This is a genomic window from Lyngbya sp. CCY1209 (genome assembly GCF_055795065.1).
This window is the reverse complement of sequence record NZ_JAYFER010000218.1, coordinates 1-21,373: the sequence shown is the minus strand read 5'-3', so window position 1 is coordinate 21,373 and position 21,373 is coordinate 1. Positions and strand designations below refer to the sequence as shown.

The window sequence follows — 21,373 nt, the reverse complement described above, 5'->3', positions numbered from 1 at the left end:
CTCTTAAAGGCATAGTCAATGTGCCTCTACCAACTCCTTTAAGAGAAAATCCTAAAGTTGTTGCTACTTTTGTAAATTCGAGAAGTGTTGACGGTTGCCAAGGCTTCCATCAGACTGCGGACGGCCGCGACCATCGCCACTTCGTTATCGAGGCGGTTGATGGCGGAACCGACGCCCACGCCGGCGGCACCGGCAGCGATCGCCAGAGGGGCCGTGACGCTGGAAATGCCGGAGGCGCACAACACCGGCACCGAGACGGCGCGGGAAATTTCCCGGGCTGCAGCCAATGTGGGGGCCGCCTTTTCGATCAATCCCAGGGTTCCGGGGTGGGCGGGGGCGGCGCTGGTGCCGCCTTCGGTTTGGATGATATCGGCGCCGGCTTCCACCAAATCCATCGCCAACTGTACCTGTTGGTCCAGTTCCAAAATGTGGGGGACCGTCACCGACAAAGTGATTTCGGGGAGGAGCGATCGCGTCTGCCCAGTCAACTGCAACACTTCCGGCCCTTCAAAGCGTCGTCCTTGGGCGTAGAAGGCATCGAAATTCCCGATTTCGATCAAATCGGCACCCGCCTCGACGCAGGGCGCGAACTTCTCGGGTTCCACCGCAGAGACGCAGATGGGCAGATGGGTCAGACCCCGCACCGACCGCACCAATTCCGGGTCGGCAGCGATATCGACGAAGGTGGCGCCGCCCCGGGTCGCCGCTCTCACCACCATCGCGACGTTCTCGCGATCGAAATTCATCAGGCCGCTAATAACTTTCAGCCCCCGGCCGCAGTTGAATGCCTGCTGTAGAGTGGAATTGATCATCTTGATTGTTTGGACTCGATTTCGTTTCGTATGGATTATTGTGCCACGGAGTCGGACTCGAAACAGCGGGGCTGGCGAAATTTGTAAATATCCGCGATCGCCCGTACCCAACTGTCTACCACGGATTCGAGTAGGCGATCGCCCTTTTGGGCCGTCGCCACCGTCGCGTCCCCGAGCACGCCGCTGCGGGTCAGATCCCGCGTCACCCAGGCGAAGGGCAGTTTTCCCTCCATACTCAACAGACTCTCCTCCGGCAAGCCGTGGGGAAACTCCCGCACCGCCCGGTCCGTCCGCACCTGTTCGGGCAAAATCGAAAGCATGACGCTGGTTTCGATGTCTCCGGCGTGAATTCCCAACTCCAACTCCTCCGGAGAAAATAGTTCTTTGGCGACGTGGGGCGCCCGCCAGGTGAACAGGGGAAACACCATGAAATCGTCGTGCTGCTGGTGCAGGTCCCGGGCCACCAGATCCAAAATTTGGGGCTGTCCCCCGTGGGCGTTGAGAAACACCAACTTGCGGAACCCGGCCCGGTAGATACTTTCGCCCACCTCCGTCAATACAGCCATCAGGGTTTGGGAGGTGAGGGTGACGGTTCCGGGAAAGTGCCAGTGTTCGTTGGATTTGCCGTAGTACAGCGTCGAGAGGGCGTAGGCAGGGATGGCCCGGTCGAGCTGGGCGAGGGCTTTTCCGGCGACAGCCGTAGCGATCGCGGAATCAACGATCAGCGGCAGGTGGGGGCCGTGCTGTTCGACGGAACCGATGGGTTGGATGATGACGGTATTTTCTTTGTCCGGCATCTCGGCAATTTCCGTCCAGGTGAGGTAGGGAAAAAAGCGATCGGGGGGAATAAAATTGTGCATGGTCGTCTCCGGTAGCAGGTTGTCTGCTGACTATGATCGACCAAACTTAGGGAATGGGGAATGGGGAATTTTTGACTTTTGAGTGTCCCCGACCCCCAATAATTGTCAATTGTCGGCGGTCAATTGTCAATTATAGCCGATCGCCCGCAGTTCAAACTCAACTCCGGTTGGTTCTCAAAACGCTGTGCGGTCGCCCCCAAGCCGGCCAGGAGGAGAATCAAGCCGACAGACAGAACGACGGAAAGCAGAATTTCCGTATCCCGCCATTGAGATCGTTTCTTCATCGTTGACCTCCGATTTGTGCAATTGGCGGTTTCGGGTCTGGTTTGAGTTGACACCGGAGGCAACAGAACCGCAGCGAACTTATCCTGTTACCGGTCGGAGAGATTCGGGTGCTCTCCCCCCTCAAACCATCAACCGCTTGTTACGTCTGTTGGTTCGTCCCGGCCACCTCTCCATCCGCAGACTTTCCAAAAAAGAGCGGGGCGTCCGGAGCCGGGGGCGGGGAGATTCCCGGGCCTCCGGCGGACTGCCGTCCGGAATTCTATGTCAGAATTAATCTATTGGGGATTTAATTGTGAGTTCAGAAAATCTTCAATTGAGGTCAAAATCTTCGGGGATTGTCAGCCCGTCAGAGCAATTCAACGGCATCATTTGCCGCCATCGACTCTTCTCCGAAATTAATTCTGAATTTTTATATAAAACTGTAAAATTTTATGAATATCGGCGACAAATCCCAACCCATCCGCCCGAACGGCGATCGCACGTCAAACCCTCAACCCCAAATGGCAATGATCGGTCAACTCTTAGATAGAAGGTATCGAATCGTACAAATTTTGAGTTCCGGGGCCTTCGGACAAACCTACCTGGCCGCAGATACCCGCCGTCCGGGCCATCCCCAATGTGTCGTCAAACAACTGCGTCCCCCCAGCAACAATTCCACGATCCTCAAAACCGCCCTGCGCCTGTTTCGCCAGGAGGCGGAAATCCTGGAAAAACTCGGGCGCCACGATCGCATCCCCCTGCTGCTGGCCTATTTCGAGGAAAACAACCACTTTTACCTGGTCGAAGAGTTCATCGAAGGCAATCCCCTCGCCAAAGAACTGATCCCCGGCCACCCCTGGAGCGAAGAACAAGCGGTGGCGCTGTTGGAAGAAATCCTGGAAATTTTGGCCTTCGTCCACAAAAACGGCGTCATCCACCGCGACGTCAACCCCTCCAACTTGATCCGGCGCAAATCCGACCAAGCCCTGGTGTTGATCGACTTCGGTTCGGTGAAGGCCGTCAGCAGCCAACTGGCGGAGGGCAACGGCCAGACGATGCGAACCATCGCCACCGGGACCCCCTCCTATATGCCGATCGAACAGTTCCAGGGCAACCCCCAATTCAACAGCGACATTTACGCGGCCGGGATGATCGGCATCCAGGCGCTGACGGGTTTGGAAGCCTCCGACCTGCCCAAACTCCAAGATCCCAGCCTCTCGGCGGCGGGGGAGATCGCCTGGCGGCACCGGGCGCGGACCAGTACCGACCTCGCCAATATTTTGGACAAGATGGTTCATCATTATTACGGCAAGCGGTACAATTCCGCCACCGATGCGATCGCCGACCTGGAAAAATTGCGGGGGCGCACCGGCTTTTCCCGGCCTCGACCCCACCATTCGGCCCCCCGCGCTGGGGGCTATCCCGGGGGAATTTCCTGGGGGCGCCTGTGGACGGTCGTCGGGGTCGTCGCCACGGGACTGGTGGGGATCATGGTGCTGTTTGGATTGATCCGGGTCCTCAACCGCCCCGACCCCGTCAAAGCCGAAGCCGCCCTGAAACGGGGGAGCGAACGCCTGGAAAAAGGCGATCCGGACGGCGCCGTCAAAGCCTTCGATCGCTCCCTGCAATTCGACCCCAACAACAGCCAAGCCTTCCACAAGCGGGCGAACGCCTATTACGATTTACAAGAATACGACCAGGCGATCGCGGACTACACCCGGGCGATCGAACTCGACCCCGACAACGCCGACAGCTACTACAATCGGGCGCTGACTTACTATCAAACGGGGGAGATCTCCAAAGCGATCGACGACCTCACCCAGGCGATCCGCCTCAATCCCCAGGACACCGATGCCTACTACAAGCGGGGACTCGCCCACTACGAACGGGAAGATTACGACGCGGCGATCCAGGATTATTCGGAGGTGATCCGCCGCCAGCCGAAACAGGCGGAAGCCTACCGATCGCGGGGGACGGCCCGGGTGAAGGCGGGGAACTTGCAGGCGGGACTCGCGGACTACACCGAGGCGATCCGCCTGTCCCCGGAATCCTTCGCCGCCTACTACGATCGCGGCCGGGCCCGATTTCACCTCGGGGACTACCAAGGGGCCCTGGCCGACTACGACCGCGCCATCGCCCTGGAACCGGACAATCCCGCCGCCTACGGCAACCGCTGCAGCACTTACATCAACTTGGCGAATTACGACGCGGCGATCGCCGATTGTACTCAAGCCATCGAATTGCAGCCGAGTGCCCTGGATTACAACAACCGCTGTATCGCCCAACTTAACTTACAAAATTACGACGCCGCCATCGCCGACTGCGGGAGAGCGATCGCGATGAATCCCGACGATTACAAAGCCTACAGCAACCGGGGATTAGTCCACTCCGAAGCGGCGGATTACGAGGCCGCGATCGAGGATTACACCCAGGCCATCACCCTCAACCCCAACGACGCCGAATCCTACAGCAACCGCGCCCAGGCTTACGCCGAACTTGGGGACGAAAATCAAGCGATCGCCGACTACGCCCAAGCCATCCGCCTCAAACCCGACTTCGCCGGCGCCTACTACGGACGGGGATTGGTCCGTGCCCAATTGGGGGATAAAAATGGCGCGATCGACGATTTCCAACAAGCCGGACAACTGTTTTTGGAACAGGGCTTGACGGGGGGATATCGGGATGCCCAATATCAAATGCAACGCTTGCAGTAGGCGATGACAGACCGCTATTGATGAATTAACTGGTGACCCGATCAATATTATTGGTCAACCCTATCATTCAACCGGCGCAAGCACAGAGGCTTGCTCCTACGGATTGATGTCAAAATCCGACAAATTTCCCCTCTGTGTTCCTCTGTGCCTGGAGTGGTTCAAAATTTCCGGCTTTCCCACGTATTTTCGGATTGTTATATCTAGCCCGTCAGCGAGTCGCGCCGGATTGGACAAATGTAACAGTTTTGGGTGCGATCGCCCGCAGTTGGGAACTCACCAGCGGCTCGGTTTTTCGGATTCAGGGAATTATCCTGGTCGCCATTTTGGTCACATTTCCGGTTTCTTTGGTGGTACAGGTGGTCAGCCCAATCGTTCAAGTGATTATTGTCGCAAATTTCCCCCCCGACTCCGTCGCCTTCAATTTGCTCAGTTTTTTGTTGATCATTGCCCTAAGTTTCATCAGCGGGGCGCTATTTCTCCCCTTTTGGCAATCCATCGCCGCGATTATTTACTACGACCTCCGCACGCGACGGGAGGGATTGGGATTGGAATTGCGGGACAGTTAGCGCTGGGGGTCTGAAACCGAAAGGGTGTAGGGGTGTTGGGCTTGTTGGCGATCGCCGACATAGATGTTATAAGTCCCACGGGGGCCGTATCCGGAAAATTGCACGGTGGACCCGGACGGGGTTTCCGGGAGGACGCAATACCGACCCGCAGGACCTTCGATCAGCAACGTTGGCGCCCCCGCCGTTTGGACGGCAATCCTCATGTTGAGTAAATCCTCCGTCGCGTCCAAAACCAGGTTGGGTTCGGCCGCCACCCAGCCGCAGTCCCCGCTGTTGGAGGTGCCGCCGGAGGTTCCGGAAACGGTGACGGACGCCCCCGGAGAAATGCTGCGGCGGTCGGCGAGAACCTGCTGCGCGGAAGCCAGACACAGGGCGATCGCCGTCAATCCGGCCGTGCAAAATTTTCCCAATTTCATCGTCATCATCGCATCATTCGGCGTAAAATCCCGAGTCGGAAAGAAAACGCCGCCTCCAATTTGGTGTACAGAACGCGCCGGATCGGTCGGTCGAGATGTCCCTTGTACAATACTCTCAGTAGAGCTTTCAAGCCGGGAATTCCGGGAATCCATCCCTAATATCGCGAGGACAGCAACAATGAACTACCAAGACGATCCCAATGTCAAGCGCCGACTCGAAGATATCGAAGCCGAAATCGGGTCTTCCTCCCAATTTCAACCGCCCCCCGCCAACGCCAACCTGACGGCCAGCCTGAAAACCTTCTACGGTCAATTTATCGTCTGGTTCAAGGAACTGCCAAAGGCCGGCCAGATCGTCGTCGGAGTCGTGGGACTCGCGGCGGTGCTGGCGCTGTTGAAAGCGCTGGTGGAATTAATTTCCTTGGCCGTAAGTCTTGCGGTCGTCGGGGTGATAGTGTACATAGGTTATCAACTGTTCAAATCCTCCAAATCCTCCAAGAATCGCTAAACGAAAGGCAAGTTGCAACTATGGCCAGCCCCACTGCAAACCGAGGCATCGACGAAACCACCCCCACCTGGCAAACCCGGGCCAAACAACTCCCGTTTTGGATGCGCCGCTGCGGTGCTTGGGCCGCGGAAGTGTCCCTGGTGGTCGTGGGGGGGTTGGTCCCCTTCACTGCGGGGGCGGCGTTGAACGGCGGTTCCGGGTCCGTGCCCCTGAATCCGGTGGTGCGCTGGACGGGAGAAACCGTTGCCGCCACTTTGGGCCTGCCGATGCGCGATCGCCAACCCCGCGTAACTCCTTTGACGAATTTTTTCTGGTCCGGTGCCTTGGTGGTCCCGATCGCGATCGCCGGATGGCAACTCTACCGCCTATCAATGACCGGACAAACCCTCCCCAAGCGCTGGTTCGGGGTGCGGGTGGTTGACACCAAGAGACAGCCCCCCGGCTTCGGGCGGATTCTGGCGCGGGAAACGGCGGGCCGCTGGGGCATTCCGGTGGGGATCGCCTATATCGTGTGGCGATCGACGGGGGCCTTCCCAAACCTGCTGATCTTCATGGGACTCTCCGGCATCCTGATGGCGGCGGACGGGTTGATGGGGCGCCGCTTCCGGGGGCGCACCGGACACGATCTGCTGGCCGGAACGCGGGTGCAGCCCACCTCCACCTCGTTTTTTACCAACCCCTTCAACAGTTACGACTGGGACGACGAAACCGACGCGGTGCGGGCGATCGTGTTTACCCCCAGCAAAAAGTGGCGGGATTGGGACCTGTGGCAGTGGATGCGGCAGCACCCGGGTTTGACCCTGGTGGCCGTCGGCAGCGCGAGTATGGCGATGGTGTTGGGGACTTTTATCGGCACCCAGGTTTACATCCAAAACCAGGCCAACCGCCGGGAATTTCAGAGTCAGGACAACGAAGTATTTTTGGCCCTGGTGGGGCGGCTGTCCCCCACGGCGAATGCAGACCCGGCCCAGCGGCGGGGCGCGATTTTGGCCTTGGGAACCCTGCAAGATACCCGGGCGATTCCCCTGTTGGTGGATTTGTTGGGGCAGGAGGACAACCCGACGCTGCTGGAGGCGATCCAACAGGCTTTGGTGAGTACCGGGCCGGAGGCGTTGCCGGATTTGCGGAAGTTGAATCAGGCGTTGCGAAATGACCTGGATTCGATGCAGTTCGGGGCGGACGCGCAGCAGAAGCGGATCGTCGCCCAGCGGCAGCAGGCCACCCAGCGGGCGATCGCAAAAATTTTGAAGGTTTACGGCGGTTTCATCCGGGAAGCGGACCTCAGCCACGTCGATCTGGGGCAGAATGCCGATCCGCCGGCTCAGTTTACCCTGGTTCTGGACCAAACCGACCTGTCCGGCATCAGCTTCCGCAGCAGCCTGATGACCCACGCGAATTTGCGGAACAGCCGCTTTTACGGGGCCGGGGAAGACGGGCGCTTCAACACCTTCGACGACTGGGTTTCCGACCTCAGCGGCGCGGATTTGACCGAGGCGGACCTGACGGGGGCGTTTTTGAGTCGGACTTTCATGCGGCGGACGAACCTGTTGAACGGGACCCTGGACCGGGCGAATCTGTCGGGGGCGGATTTGACGGGGATCAACTTCAGCAGCGCCAGTTTGATCGGCGCTAATTTGCAGGGGGCGAAGCTGCGGGAGGCGAAGTTTACGGGGGCGGATCTGACCAATGCGGATCTGTCGAAAGCGGATTTGGAATTGGCGCGGATGAGTCAAATTAACGCCCAGGGTTCGCTGTTTTTGTATGCCGATCTTCGGGAAGCCGACTTGCAGAATGCGACGCTTTCGGGGGCGGATTTTCAGGGGGCAAATCTCCGGGATGCGGATTTGAACGGGGCGAAGTTGACGGGGACGAATTTTAGAAATGCCCGGTTGCAAAATGTGAATTTTCGCGATGCGGATTTGAGTCTGGTGAATTTGCAGGGCGCGAGGCTGCGGGGGGCGAATTTTGAGGGGGCGACGTTCGTGGTGGACCGGGAGGCGCGATCGGATGAATTTATCGAGGGTGCGGCGGTGGATGAGACATCGAACCGGATGCGGGGCGTCGATTTTGCCGGGGCCGAAAATTTGAGCGCCGAGCAGATCGAATATATCTGCAATCAGGGGGGAATTCATCCGCAGTGTCCGGAGTAGAACCGCTTGGGAATTAATTCCCAAGGGCGCAAGCCAGGGGCCCTTGGGGGCGCAAGCCAGGGGCCCCTACTATAGCAATCGGAAACCATTTGTAAATAGTCGCGCCCCCAAACCCCCAATTCTGGGGGCTTTGAGAAGATCGATTTTTCACGAATCATTTCACATTGCTATAGCTCAAATCATCGGTCGATGATTGGGGGCAATATTCGCAAGATAGATTATATCAAATCCGGTTGAATGCTCGGAACAAAATGAGTTGGATATGCAAGACCGCTTGGGAATCAATTCCCTTTTCTTGTAGCAAAAATCCTCTCAAGAGGATTGGGAAGATTGTACGGTTATAAAACCGGATCTGATATTAATTGCAATGTTCCGACAGCCAAGCCAGAACCGCCTCTTGGGGGTTGGGATGGTTTGTCGGAATGGACTGCAACGGGGGTTCTAGGGGAGTGTCGGTTATCCCGGCGATGTGAATGACGCGGGTGAGTCTGCGACAAAATTGGATCAGTTCTGAAGTGGGTTCACAGTTGCGTAATAGGATGGCGAGTTGGGGTTGCTGGAGTCGTTTTTTGAGGGTTTTGAGATGTTTCCGAAGTTGGGGGGCGTTTTCAACCTCTGGGATCTCTTCGTCGGGAAATGCGGCTTCAAAAATCAGTTCGCACAGTGTAGCCGCGATCGCATTTGTTCCCGTTTCTCCATCCAGAATCGTTGCGTCGATATCGAGGATGGAGGGGTGTTGGGTGCGATCGCTAAATTGCGCTGCCCATGCGGGTGGAACAGTCGCTTCGTCCCCATGCCAAGCTCGGTAAAAGTCGGGGTAAGGTAGATTTTGGGCGCACTGCCAAATTATACGATAGTAGTTTTTATGTTGAGTAATGTTGTTTTCAATTTCATCGTTAAGAGGGTCACGTAAAGCTGATACAACATCAGCGAATTCCTTTTTTTGAGTTAACAATAATTTAAAATTTTCGGCGACGCAAAAACTGTATACTTCCCGGCTATCATTGATCTTTATAATTTCCAGTAAAGTATTTATCGCCAGTATATTTCCAGGATCAATTTTTCCCAAACTTAATGCCACCGTGCTACGGGTATATTTATCCTCGGCAGTTGCCAAAAATTTGGTTAAAGCATTAATTGCTTTGGGATTTTCCCGTCCAATTTCTCCTAAACTCACCGCTATATCACAACATATATCTTCATCTTCTGTGAATTCCAAAATTTGAATGAAATTGTCAATTACTTTATAATTTCCTTGTCCAATTTTACTCAAACTATCTATAACCATTTCTCGCATACCTTTGTCCTGCGTCATCCTAAACAATTGAATTAAAACATTAATTGCCCGAATATTATGATGGGAAATTTCACCCAAAACATAAACCGCTGCTTTGCAAATATTTTCATCTTTTTCTGACTCCAAGATTCGAGATAAAATCGTGATTGCTTCGTGACAGTTTCGGCCAATTTTTTCCAGCTTCAATATGGCATAAATGCGAATCATTTGATTTTTGCTATTTTCAATGAATTCAATCAAAATGGCAACAATTTTAGCGTTATCATTTCCGATTTCAGCGAGTGCAGGGATCACATTATTCCAGATAAAACATTTATTTTTTGTGGTTTGTGCGAGTTCAATCAAAGTATCTATCGCCTGTTTTTTGTTTGATTCAATTTGTTTTCCCAATACTTCCGCAGCCAAGCAACGAGTATATTCGTCTTGATTCGGCTGTAGAAATTGAAATAAAGCTGTAATTGCTCGATAATTTTTACGTCCAATTGTCCCCAAACTCCACATTGCTAGTCTTTCGATATCGTCATCTCTTGTTTTATTTATTAGTTGGATTAAAGCCATAATTGCTTTCGGATCTTGTTGTCCAATTTCACCCAAGCTCCAGGCTGCGATAAATTGATCACTTTCATCGCCAGTATTTTCCAGAAATTTTATTAAAGCTGCAATTGCTCGGGGATTTCCTTGTCCGATTTCACCTAAGCTTTCCACCGCCTGTCTGCGAATACCTTCATCTTCAGTTGGTTCCATAAGTTGAATTAAAGTATCGATCGCTTGAGGGTTTCCTAACCCCACTTTACCCAAACTCCACGCCACCCACCTACAGGTATATTCATCTTCAGTTTTTTCCATAAGTCGGACTAAAGCTGTAGTTGCTTTGCCATTTCTAGGATCAATTTTACTCAAACTTTCAATGACTTCAGTACGGATACGCTCCCGGGGGCAATTTTCAAAAACATCAATCAGTTCTGAAATAACAAAATGTCGGATTGTTTCTGTGATAATTTTGTTTAATTCCTGTTTTGTCGGATACAATAGACCATCGTTCCATCTGCGATTTTCACAATTCAATTCGCCAAATCTATATTTTATAATTTGTCTGACTATATCTAAAGCTCGGGAACACTTCTGAAATTCATGAATTCCAGACGCAGCCAAAAAATACGCTTGATACTTATAAAAATAACCACATCCATCCTCGAACTCAACCAAAGCCTGAATGAACTCCTCTTTCTGGCTATCATTAATGTCTTCTCTACCCAACCACAGCAAAATCACTTGCTTCCACTGAGGGTCAAAAATCCGATACTTTTTTCCCTCAACCGGACAATTCACATGAGTCCGAGGCAAAAAATCATCCCAATCATCGATCGCACAAGCTGCAAAATATTCCTGAAATGTCGGATGATAAAAGGCATAAACCGCTTGATCTGGATTTTCTTCCGCAACGCCCACGCGATTCAGCCAACCCAAATCGATCGCCAGTCGAAACAATTCTGAGTCCGGTTGTCCTAAAAATCGGCAAACTTGACTTTCAAATAATCGAAAGCGAGAACGATCGCTGTCGATCGCATCTTTTGCCAATTCCCCCAATGCCAGATTCAACCTTTCTCGCTGTTCGTAAGTCGTTTTAAATTTCGGATTATCTTCCTCCTTCCAAAGATAAAAATATTTTACAAAATTTTGATAAAGTCCCGCTTGGGTGTCGGGTAATCCGCCCCGATATCGTCCCCAAGTGCAACACAGCAACGTCAACCGCAGCGGATTTGTTACCAAATCTCGGATTCGGGCTTTTTCCGGTTGTTCGAGTTCTGTTTTTAAAGACTCTGCCAGATCGGTTTTCTGGCTGTCCTGATAACAGGGGTGCTGGAACCAGCGATCGATAAATTCTTGTACGCGATCGGGATATTGAAAATTTCGCGTCAGATAGGTTTTGAAATTAGATAAAGCATTGCGATCGCCCTCCCAAACATTGAGGCGGCAGGTTAACACCGCCTTTGCCGAGTCGATCCAACGGACTCCAAACTGACGGGCGATCGCGGACAAGGGATTTCCCGCTATTTCATCCGCCCCATCCAACAGTAACCACACTTTCCCAGTTTCAAACAAGTCCGCCAGTGCTTTTTGTTGTTCGGCTGTCGGTTCCTGAACCCGTTTTAAGGCATTTTTCAACCAGATTTTCAGCAGGTAATCTTCCAGGGTTCTGGCTTCGAGATCGGCGAGGGAGATCCAGATCGGGATATCTGAGGCTTCCAGGATGCGATCGGCTATTTTAACCAGAAATGTTGTTTTTCCCGCCCCCGGTTCTCCGATAATTGCATAGCGTTTGTCTTCCTTGTTCGCTGGGTTGATAATTTGCCGGAAAAATTCCTCTCCTTCATATTCCTGGATCACTTCGTATTCGTCGCCGGTATCGCCCTCCTCAGATTCCTGTTGAACTTCAAAGTTGTCGCCGCGATCGCTGTAGAACCGAGAACCCTCTTCCGGTGACGGAATATCCTTCACTTCCTTCGGCTTTTTTTTTCGTTCCACCAACGCCAGGGGAATATGAATATCATCAAGATTTCCTACAACGCCATCTTTACTTGTCAGGGGGTTAGTGGTGAGTTGTTTCTTTTGTTTAATAACGGCGGTGCAGAACTCTCTCAAATGATCTTCGAGTTCAAAACCTTGAGAATTTGATGATTCGAGTGGTGCCTTCAAATTCTGATTTCGTACTTCTTTCCATCGTTTCTCAAATTCAGTGATATTTTGGGGCGTGTCTTTATTCCAAAGCTGTAAACTAAATTCCCAATCAGAAGCGCCTTGTTTCTTTAAGCGCTTGTCCTCGTAAATTTTTAACTCTTTCAGAGAAGGAATTACTTCTTTTTTGATCTGAACGCTTGTCAATGGCTCCTGTTGACCAGATCTAGTGAGTTCCTGAAAATGCCTGATTTGTCCCTTGGCTATGAGCTTGGCAGCCTCACTGGGTTCCCACTCCAAGATCTCCAATGAATGAGGGGCATCTTCATTCACACATTTGAGCAAAGCCTCTAAGAAGCGTCTGGCTCGCTCTTTGGTTGTCGGTCCCCAACTGCGTCTTGGCATTTTCCGAACTTGAACGGCTTTCATGAAAACAAACTTGGGGGAATTTCCCAAGTTCGCTGTTACCCCAAGTTCAATTTTACCCATAACTGCGCCCCTGAGCAAGATTGAGCGCCGGGGTAGCCTGGGGGACATACCCCCAATTTAGCTTGAGCAGGTCGAATTAAATATCGCCGTTATGACCGCACAATTGCTCAAGCCAATCCAGGACGTCTCAGCTCCTGCCCTCATCTTCGATACGGAACTGCGAGGCAACCTGGTGTCCTGCTGCGATCGCGATTTTCATCACTTTTTCATCTTCTGTGCCGATCCGCTCCCGCCAGAGGCAAAAATACGATCGCTGTTCGGCGAAGCCTTCAACAATGACGATCGCATCGGAAATCTGAAACTAAAAATTTTCGACAATCTCGGCTCTCACTTCCCACAGTTTGAGTCCGGTTTCCGCAGTCGTTACCTTGTCGGTTTCAACTCCCTGTGTCCCGATTGTGACGATGATTGGTTGAAAGAACGGGGAATCCGCATTCAAACCACCTACGATCTGCTCTATGAAATCCGGTTGGCGTTGGGAATGCCGCCAGTCTATCGAGAATCGACAAAAGACAAAATCAAGTGGGGTTACAGCCTGGAACGGATGAGCCGGAGTAATTTTGGTTTGGGTAAATGCAATTTGCCCTATGGAACAGTGCGACAAACTTGGTTGGCTGGCGATCGCATTTCGGTGATTCGTTACGCTCTGCGGGATGTCTATTTGACGTTGAAACTGTGGGAAAACCGCGATCGCCTCATCGATCCCAACACCGGAAAACCCTTCGCCTGCCGCCCCCTCCGAGACGCGATCGCACTCTCCGCAGAATTGGCGTGGTTCGCCCCAGTCTGAGGTCGCCAGCCCGAGTCTGGCAGCCTCGGGTTTTCATGAGAGAGGCTCCGATCTCATCTCCCCGGCGTCGAACCCTGCGCGTCACCTCATCCCCCGCCGCAGGGGCGTTCCAGGCATTTCAGTGGCTTCGGTATTCGATCAGACAAGTTTACAAAACTTTACAAATTTTTAATATGTTGATACATTGACAAAGCGATGGCACTCAAGCCAAGTCGCTCACACCTTCGGAGAGGACAGGCAGATTCCTCCGTGCCAGTCTGAAGGTTCAAACAATCAACCTCACGCTATTAACAGTCATGGTTCAAACAACGTCCGATCCCAAGCTATCGACTGGGCATCCTCAACGCTCCTCGTCAGAAACCGATCAAATCATCCAATTTCACCATCCCGAGCAGTACCGCACCTCCGAGTGGTACACCGGTTCCGGAGAAATTGCGGCGAGCGGCGACAATCGCTCCTTTGAAGTCACCGCCACCTACACCCTGACGGCAGAAGTCAAACTGGTGGACGGCGTTTTCGAGCCTTCCAATCCCACCCTCGCCGAAATCTACAGCCCTCGCGGGCGTTGCGTGGCGATCGTCGATCGCAGCGTGGATGAGCTCTACGGAGACGCTTTGCGGCGTTACTTCGAGTCTCACGAAATCCCGCTGCAACTGTTAGCCTGTCGCGCCTGGGAATCCGACAAAACCCCCGAAACCGTCCACAACCTGCTGAAATTCTTGGGCAAAGACGGCTGCGACGTCTCCCGCAACGAACCCGTCCTCGTCGTCGGCGGCGGTGTCCTCAGCGACGTCGCCGGGCTCGCCTGCGCCCTCCAGCATCGGCGCACGCCCTATATCATGGTGGGCACCACCATCGTCGCCGCCATCGACGCCGGCCCGTCTCCCCGCACCTGCACCAACGGCGCCCAATTCAAAAACAGCATCGGAGTCTACCACCCGCCGGTATTGACGCTCGTCGATCGCAACTTCTTCCGCACCCTAGCCACCGGCCACATCCGCAACGGCATGGCGGAAATCATCAAAATGGCCGTCACCGACGATCCGATTCTGTTCGAGTTGATGGAGCGCCACGGTGTCCGCCTGCTCGAAACCCACTTCGCCACCCTTGGCGGCGATGAAGAACTGAATGCGATCGCCGATGAAGTCATCTATCGGGCTCTATTCTCCTACATGAAACACGAGGGGACGAATATGTTCGAGACGTACCAAGATCGTCCCCACGCCTACGGCCACACCTGGAGCCCCCGCTTTGAACCCGCCGCCAAACTGATGCACGGGCACTCCGTCGCCATCGGCATGGCCTTCGGCGCCAGTCTCGCCGTGGAACTGAACTGGCTCGAACCGGCCGAACGCGATCGCATCATCAATTTGTGCCGAGCGATCGGTTTGTCCGTCTACCACCCCATCCTCGAAGATATCGACCTGATGCTCGAGGGTCAAAAAAATATGCGTCGCAAGCGGGGCGAAGGCGGACTGTGGGCGCCCCTTCCCACCGGCATCGGCTCCTGTGACTACGCCCAAGAAGTCTCGTCGGGGATGCTGGAAGTCGCCGTGGAACACCACAAGCAGCTTTGCGCCGCCCTGCCGGACGGCGGACGCGGCCAAGAAATGTACCTCAGCGATCTCGGTCTGGAATAGGAGAATAGGCAATGACTCAGCAACTCGAAACACCGAAAGCGGCCAGACCCGTCACCCCCTTGGGAATTCTGGTCGAACGGTTGGAAGCGATCGTCGAAAAAGCCGGAGCCGCGGCGGTTCCCGCCGATCTGATGGCGGAGTTGGAACAGGCGCGGGCCCTCGCCGCCGGTATCGACCCCTACCTGGAAGAATGCGCCACCCCGGACTCCCCGGCCTTGGCGACCCTGGCCCGAAAAACGGCCGCAGAGGACTGGAGCCGGCGCTTCTCCGACGGCGAAACCGTCCGCCAGTTGGAGCAGGAAATGCTCTCCGGCCACATCGAGGGACAAACCCTGAAGTTGTTCGTGTACATGACCCGGGCCCGGCGCGTCCTGGAAGTCGGGATGTTCACCGGATATTCGGCCCTGGCGATGGCGGAAGCTCTGCCGGACGATGGCCGCGTCGTCGCCTGCGAGGTGGATCCGTATGTGGCCGATTTTGCCCGCGCCTGCTTCGACGAGTCCCCCCACGGCGGCAAAATTCGTGTGGAAGTGGCTCCGGCGTTGGAGACATTGCAAAAACTGGCCGACGCCGGGGAAAGCTTCGATTTGGTGTTTATCGATGCCGATAAGAAGGAATATGTGGATTATTTCAAACTGCTGCTCGATGGCGAATTGTTGATTCCCGGCGGTTTTATCTGCGTGGATAATACTTTGTTGCAGGGACAGCCCTATTTGCCCCCCGAACAGCGGACGCCCAACGGAGAAGCGATCGCCCAATTTAATCGTTTTGTCACCGAAGATCCGCGAGTGGAGCAAGTGCTTCTCCCCCTGCGAGACGGCTTGACGATTATTCGGCGCAAATAGTTGACATTGTAAGGGCGCAAGGCTTGCGCCCTCTACGGCTGTTGGAAATGATGGGTCAAAATTCGCTCCGCCGAAAGCCCCCAGAATTGGGCACGGCTGTTTCATTTTCCCCCGAAAAATGGCTGGGGGAGCCGGCAATTCATAATTAATAGATTAATTATGAATGATTAATTGACTTTGGTTTTCCTCGTCCCCCTCGACAATTTCTAACTGAGAATGAAACAGCCCTGCCAGAATTGGGAGCCTCGAGGGCGAGATTGTTGAAACATGATTTCCGGCTGCTATATTCTCGACGCGCACCGCTATTATCTATCCCAGAGAAACATGAAAAATGATGAAACTTTCTGCCCTATTTAAAAACGTGGGAACCCTGTTCCTGCTCGGGTTAGCTTTCCCGTTTAACTTGGCGATCGTGGTTGTGGCGCTCCTGCGAAATTGGATCATTTTCCCTTTCCAAAAACGGGCGATCGCCGACCATCCCAAAAATATTTTAATCACGGGGGGGAAAATGACCAAAGCCCTCCAACTCGCCCGTTCCTTTCACGCTGCCGGCCACAGTGTTATTTTAGTTGAAACCCATAAATATTGGCTTTCCGGTCATCGATTTTCTAATGCGGTCAAAAAATTCTACACCGTTCCCGCCCCGGAAAAAGATGGGGAAGAATATTCGCGATCGCTATTGGAAATTGTCAAAAAAGAACAGATCAATGCCTTCATTCCCGTGTCCAGTCCTGTCGCCAGTTATTATGATGCGATCGCCGGTGAATTGATGTCGCCCCACTGCCAAGTCATCCACTTTTCGCCGGGAATTACAAAGCTCCTCGACGATAAGTTTGAACTGTGCGAAAAAGCCCGCGCTTTGGGACTCTCCGCCCCCAAATCTTTTTCGATCACCGACCCGCAACAAATCCTCGATTTCGACTTCAAATCCGACGGTAGCCAATACCTGTTAAAAAGTATCCGCTACGACTCGGTTTCTCGCCTAGATATGACGAGACTTCCCTTCGACGGCATGGAAGAGTATATCAAAACCCTGCCCATCAGTCCCGAGAATCCCTGGACGATGCAACAGTTCATCACAGGCCAGGAATATTGCACCCACAGCACCGTCATAAACGGCAAAATTCGGCTGCATTGCTGCTCGGAATCTTCCCCATTTCAGGTGAATTACAAACACATAGAAAAGCCGGAAATTTCCGCCTGGGTCGAGCAATTTGTCAAAGCTTTAAACTTGACCGGACAAATTTCCTTTGACTTCATTCAAACCGCCGACGGAACCGTTTATCCCATCGAGTGCAATCCCCGCACCCATTCCGCCATCACCATGTTTTACAACCATCCGGGGCTGGCTGACGCCTATCTCAAAGATGCCGAAAATGAGAACGAAGAAGCGATCGCACCTCTTCCAAATAGCAAACCGACCTATTGGATTTATCACGAACTTTGGCGGCTGACGGAAGTGCGATCGATCTCGGATTTAAAAGCCAGACTGGGCATCATTTTCGAGGGAACCGATGCCCTCCTGCGACCGGAAGATCCCCTGCCATTTTTGACCGTTCCTCACGGGCAAATCACCCTGCTGCTTCTCGATAACCTGCGGAAACTGAAAGGCTGGGTTAGAATCGATTTCAATATCGGCAAATTGGTTGAAATAGGCGGCGATTGATCCGGAATTATTGCTCGTATTAAATCCTGTTTAATGCCCGAAAAATAACCAGTCGAATGTCCGAACCGATCGCGAATGAATTCCTCTGTCGGGACGATCTGCGAATCGCCCCAAGGGCGCAAGCCTTGTGCCCCTACCAGCAAAAATTATCTCAAGATAACCGGATCTGATATAATATCAAGTCCGTTTGAATACTTACACAATCATTCGAGAACAGGCAACAGGCAACAGGCAAAAGGCAAAAGTTTTAAGCGACCTCAGAAGATAGCGAAACCCAGGAATCATAACTGTTTGAGCGGACATGATATAACTCCCCCTTACCAAACTCTCCCATAATCTCTCCGTGTCCTCCGTGCCTCTGTGGTTAAAATTTATCCCCAGAATCCACCGATTTTAAAAAGGTCAAATTTTATCGTTTTTAATTAATTGTCAAACCCAGGAGATTACTGATGTCAACCCTTCGCATCCTCCAACTGGTCGGATCAGCCGAAAGTGAATTTTACTGCGATCTGTCCCGCCTCTATGCCAAAGACTGTATGGCGGCCTTGGCAGACTCGAATCGCTACGAATTTTACACAGCTTACATCACCCCCGATCGCCTGTGGAGATTTCCCCATTCTCTGAGTCGGGAAGATATCGCCACCGCCCCACCCGTGCCCCTGTCGGAGGCGATCGCATTGATCACCGCCAAAAATATCGACCTGGTACTTCCCCAAATGTTTTGTCTGCCGGGAATGACCCAATATCGGGCTCTATTTGACCTGTTAAATATTCCCTACATCGGCAATCCTCCCGACGTCATGGCGATGGCGGCCCACAAAGCAAAAGCAAAGGCGATCGTCGCCACGGCGGGTGTCGGCGTCCCCGGCGGAGAGCTCCTGCGTCCGGGAGACAAACCGACAATCAAACCCCCCGTCGTCATCAAACCCGCCGACTCCGACAATTCCCTCGGCGTGACGTTAGTCAAAGAGGGAGAAAGTTACGATATCGCCCTCAAAACCGCTTTTGAATATGCCGATGAAGTGTTGGTGGAAGAGTACATCGAACTGGGTCGGGAAGTCCGCTGCGGTATCATCGTCAAAGACGGCGAGTTGCTCGGTTTACCCCTGGAAGAATACCAGGTTAATTCTCAGGATCACCCGATTCGCAACTCTGCCGACAAGCTGAAAACAACCGAAGAGGGTGACTTGTATCTGACAGCGAAAGATAATATAAAAGCCTGGATTGTCGATCCGAAAGATCCGGCGACTGAGACGGTTCAAGCCGCCGCCAAAATCTGCCATCGAGCCTTGGGTTGTCGCCACTACAGTCTGTTCGATTTCCGCATCGACCCCCAAGGACAGCCTTGGTTTTTAGAGGCGGGTCTGTACTGTTCTTTTTCGCCCAAAAGTGTGATTCCGTCGATGGCAAAAGCGGCCGGTTTTTCCCTCGATGAGGTCTTGATGATGGCGATGGAAGAAACCGTCGGTTTAGTTCCCCTGTAAATTCAGGTCGAACCGCGATCGCCCCATCAGTTCCCACACCGGAAAACGGTTTGGTTATCAAAAGCGATCGCGGAACCTTCGTCGGAACATCTCAAAATTGGCAATGGTCAGAGCGATCGCCGGTTTCAGGTATCGATACCCTTCCCAAAACTTCCCAATGATGGACACTTCGGCTGTGCCGATCGCTATAAAACGCACAAAAAAAAGCTCACGGGATAGAAGCCCGTGAACCCAAAGAGCGATTCGTTAGAAGGGAGAAGAGATAGCCTAGGCAACGGCGCTGACGGCACTCACCGGATAACCGACTGCCTTCCAAGCGGCCAGACCGCCCGTCAGTTCGGACACTCTTTGGAATCCGGCTTCGCGCAGTTTGGTCGCGGCTTCGGCGGTTTCTTCATCTGTGTCGCCGTAGACGTAAATATCCCGTTCGGGTTCCAAACTCTCCATCGCGCGTCCGGGCAGGGTGGACATCGGCATGGGGATGGCTCCCTGGATGTGACCCATATTGTAACTCTCGCGATCGCGGGCATCGACGATCGTCAGCGCGGGTTCGCCCCAGTCCAGGCGCGTCTTGAGGTCGCCGGCCTTGGATTGGGGTTTAAAGGATTTGGTTTGGGGTGTGGGAATGATTGAAAAAAGCATATGAGATGAGTTCTGTTTTGTGACTGCCACTCAAAATGTAACAAAATATTTCAGAAATTGCAAAGATTTATGTCGAAAGGTTGATTTTTTTATGGCAATGTGATTTTTATTCGACCGCAGAAAAAGATACCCGCGCCGTCCGGCGATCGGCAAATCGTTGAAGACTTTATTAAAGTTGACAGTTCGGGGGTGTTCGATCCGGTATCCGATGGGAGATAACAGAAGAGGGCTGCTTCTGTTTTGATGCCACCCCTCCTCAGATTTGCCGCATTCATCGGAACCTATGACCAATACGATCCGCGACAGCGCACCTATGGCCCCCGTCCCCTTCGTTGACCTGTCCCTGCAATACCAGGAACTCAACGCCGAAATCGAAGAAGCCATCCACGATGTAATTGGGCGGGGGGATTTCATCCTCGGCAAAGCCCTGCGAGAATTTGAAGCCGCCTTCGCCTCAGCCTGCGGCGCGGAATACGGCATCGGCGTCGCCTCCGGAACCGCCGCGATCGCGATCGGCCTGCAGGCCTGCGGCGTGGAGCCCGGGGATGAAGTCCTCGTCCCCGCCAACACCTTCATCGCCACCCTCATCGGCATCATGCAAGCCCGGGCCGTCCCCGTCCTGGTGGACTGCGACCCCAGCACCGCTCTAATCGATATTGCCGCCGCCGAGCGGGCCGTCACCCCCAAAACCCGGGCCATCCTCCCCGTCCACCTCTACGGCCAGATGGTCGCCCCCGGCCAGCTCCTCGATCTGGCCCTCACCCACAACCTGACCGTGTTTGAAGATGCGGCCCAGGCCCACCTCGCCCGCCGGGAAAATTACCGGGCCGGTTCCGTCGGCCGCGCCGCCGCCTTCAGCTTCTACCCCAGCAAAAACCTCGGTGCCTTCGGCAGTGGCGGCATGGTCGTCACCCGGGATGAGGCCGTCGCCCAACAGTGCCGCATCCTCCGCAACTACGGTGCCCCCGAAAAATACGTCCACACCGAATTCGGCACCAACAGCCGCCTCGACACCATCCAGGCGGCGGTTTTGAACGTCAAACTGCCCCATTTGGAATCCTGGAACCGCGATCGCAACTCCGCGGCCGAACAGTACGACACCCAACTGCTGCTGTTGCGCGATCGCGGCATCGTCCCCATGTTCAACCACTGCGAAGACGGCCACGTTTATCACCTCTACGTCATCCGCGTTACCGAAGAGAGTCCCCTCAGCCGGGACGACCTGCAACACAAGCTCGGCGAACTCGGCATCCAAACGGGGATTCACTATCCCATCCCCTGCCACCTGCAACCGGGATACAAAGATCTGGGCTACAAAGCCGGCGACTTCCCCCACACCGAAACCCTCAGCGGGCAAATTCTGTCCCTGCCCATGTTCCCCGGCATCACCAATTCCCAGGTCAATCAGGTCGTCGAGGGGATTTATACCGCCCTCGGCGTCAAGCGGGAATAGAGGGTTTGGGGAGGCGGGGGGGCAGGGAGGCAGGGGAGGCAGAGGAGGCAGAGGAGGCAGAGGAGGCAGGGGAGGCAGGGGAGGCAGAGGAGGCAGAGGAG

At 53.8% G+C, this 21,373-nt stretch carries 17 protein-coding genes; 10 read left to right on the top strand and 7 right to left on the bottom strand.

The annotated features are described in order from the left end of the window. Positions 1 to 38 precede the first annotated feature (38 nt). From AC0QHF_RS04665 to AC0QHF_RS04655, 3 genes are all read right to left on the bottom strand, one after another. On the bottom strand, positions 39 to 812 hold the full coding sequence (locus AC0QHF_RS04665; RefSeq protein ID WP_324703020.1) for a DUF561 domain-containing protein: 774 nt from the start codon (positions 810 to 812) through the stop codon (positions 39 to 41). Between the two features lie 35 nt (positions 813 to 847). After that, positions 848 to 1,672, bottom strand: coding sequence for a creatininase family protein (locus tag AC0QHF_RS04660; RefSeq protein WP_324703019.1), 825 nt, complete (start codon positions 1,670 to 1,672; stop codon positions 848 to 850). 119 nt (positions 1,673 to 1,791) lie between these two features. Further along, positions 1,792 to 1,956: a hypothetical protein gene (locus tag AC0QHF_RS04655; RefSeq protein WP_324703018.1), complete on the bottom strand. Its 165-nt coding sequence runs from the start codon at positions 1,954 to 1,956 to the stop codon at positions 1,792 to 1,794. Between the two features lie 501 nt (positions 1,957 to 2,457). On the opposite strand from AC0QHF_RS04655, the gene AC0QHF_RS04650 reads away from it, so the two are divergent. Next, a complete protein-coding gene (locus AC0QHF_RS04650) occupies positions 2,458 to 4,650 on the top strand; it encodes a tetratricopeptide repeat protein (RefSeq protein WP_375341399.1) in 2,193 nt (730 codons plus the stop codon). 191 nt (positions 4,651 to 4,841) lie between these two features. Then, entirely contained in the window at positions 4,842 to 5,216 is a 375-nt protein-coding gene (locus AC0QHF_RS04645; protein ID WP_324703016.1) for a hypothetical protein, read from the top strand. Here the strand turns inward: AC0QHF_RS04645 and AC0QHF_RS04640 are convergent. Further along, on the bottom strand, positions 5,213 to 5,641 hold the full coding sequence (locus tag AC0QHF_RS04640) for a hypothetical protein (RefSeq protein ID WP_324703015.1): 429 nt from the start codon (positions 5,639 to 5,641) through the stop codon (positions 5,213 to 5,215). The genes AC0QHF_RS04645 and AC0QHF_RS04640 overlap by 4 nt on opposite strands. 169 nt (positions 5,642 to 5,810) lie before the next feature. Here AC0QHF_RS04640 and AC0QHF_RS04635 point away from each other — a divergent pair, with 169 nt between their 5' ends. Next, complete coding sequence (locus AC0QHF_RS04635; RefSeq protein WP_324703014.1) at positions 5,811 to 6,140, top strand: hypothetical protein; 330 nt, start codon at positions 5,811 to 5,813, stop codon at positions 6,138 to 6,140. Positions 6,141 to 6,160: 20 nt separating this feature from the next. Further along, a complete protein-coding gene (locus AC0QHF_RS04630; RefSeq protein ID WP_324703013.1) occupies positions 6,161 to 8,290 on the top strand; it encodes a pentapeptide repeat-containing protein in 2,130 nt (709 codons plus the stop codon). Between the two features lie 358 nt (positions 8,291 to 8,648). Here AC0QHF_RS04630 and AC0QHF_RS04625 read toward each other — a convergent pair whose 3' ends face one another. Beyond that, positions 8,649 to 12,752, bottom strand: coding sequence for a HEAT repeat domain-containing protein (locus AC0QHF_RS04625; RefSeq protein WP_324703012.1), 4,104 nt, complete (start codon positions 12,750 to 12,752; stop codon positions 8,649 to 8,651). 91 nt (positions 12,753 to 12,843) lie between these two features. Between AC0QHF_RS04625 and AC0QHF_RS04620 the strand changes: the two genes are divergently transcribed. From AC0QHF_RS04620 to AC0QHF_RS04600, 5 genes are all read left to right on the top strand, one after another. Next, on the top strand, positions 12,844 to 13,542 hold the full coding sequence (locus AC0QHF_RS04620; RefSeq protein WP_324703011.1) for a 3'-5' exonuclease family protein: 699 nt from the start codon (positions 12,844 to 12,846) through the stop codon (positions 13,540 to 13,542). Positions 13,543 to 13,838: 296 nt separating this feature from the next. After that, a complete protein-coding gene (locus AC0QHF_RS04615) occupies positions 13,839 to 15,182 on the top strand; it encodes a sedoheptulose 7-phosphate cyclase (RefSeq protein WP_324703010.1) in 1,344 nt (447 codons plus the stop codon). Between the two features lie 11 nt (positions 15,183 to 15,193). Further along, positions 15,194 to 16,027: an O-methyltransferase gene (locus AC0QHF_RS04610; protein ID WP_324703009.1), complete on the top strand. Its 834-nt coding sequence runs from the start codon at positions 15,194 to 15,196 to the stop codon at positions 16,025 to 16,027. A gap of 331 nt (positions 16,028 to 16,358) precedes the next feature. Next, a complete protein-coding gene (locus AC0QHF_RS04605; RefSeq protein ID WP_324703008.1) occupies positions 16,359 to 17,693 on the top strand; it encodes an ATP-grasp enzyme in 1,335 nt (444 codons plus the stop codon). 449 nt (positions 17,694 to 18,142) lie between these two features. Next, positions 18,143 to 19,177 carry a D-alanine--D-alanine ligase family protein gene (locus tag AC0QHF_RS04600; protein WP_324703007.1) on the top strand — a complete coding sequence of 345 codons (1,035 nt, stop codon included), beginning with the start codon at positions 18,143 to 18,145 and terminating at the stop codon, positions 19,175 to 19,177. A gap of 57 nt (positions 19,178 to 19,234) precedes the next feature. On the opposite strand, the gene AC0QHF_RS04595 is transcribed toward AC0QHF_RS04600, so the two are convergent. Together AC0QHF_RS04595 and AC0QHF_RS04590 are read right to left on the bottom strand one after the other, a co-directional pair. After that, positions 19,235 to 19,375: a hypothetical protein gene (locus tag AC0QHF_RS04595; RefSeq protein WP_324703006.1), complete on the bottom strand. Its 141-nt coding sequence runs from the start codon at positions 19,373 to 19,375 to the stop codon at positions 19,235 to 19,237. Positions 19,376 to 19,444: 69 nt separating this feature from the next. Next, positions 19,445 to 19,819 (bottom strand): rhodanese-like domain-containing protein, encoded by a 375-nt coding sequence (locus tag AC0QHF_RS04590; RefSeq protein ID WP_324703005.1) that lies wholly within the window; start codon positions 19,817 to 19,819, stop codon positions 19,445 to 19,447. Between the two features lie 283 nt (positions 19,820 to 20,102). Here AC0QHF_RS04590 and AC0QHF_RS04585 point away from each other — a divergent pair, with 283 nt between their 5' ends. Further along, entirely contained in the window at positions 20,103 to 21,272 is a 1,170-nt protein-coding gene (locus AC0QHF_RS04585; protein ID WP_324703004.1) for a DegT/DnrJ/EryC1/StrS family aminotransferase, read from the top strand. Positions 21,273 to 21,373: the final 101 nt, after the last annotated feature.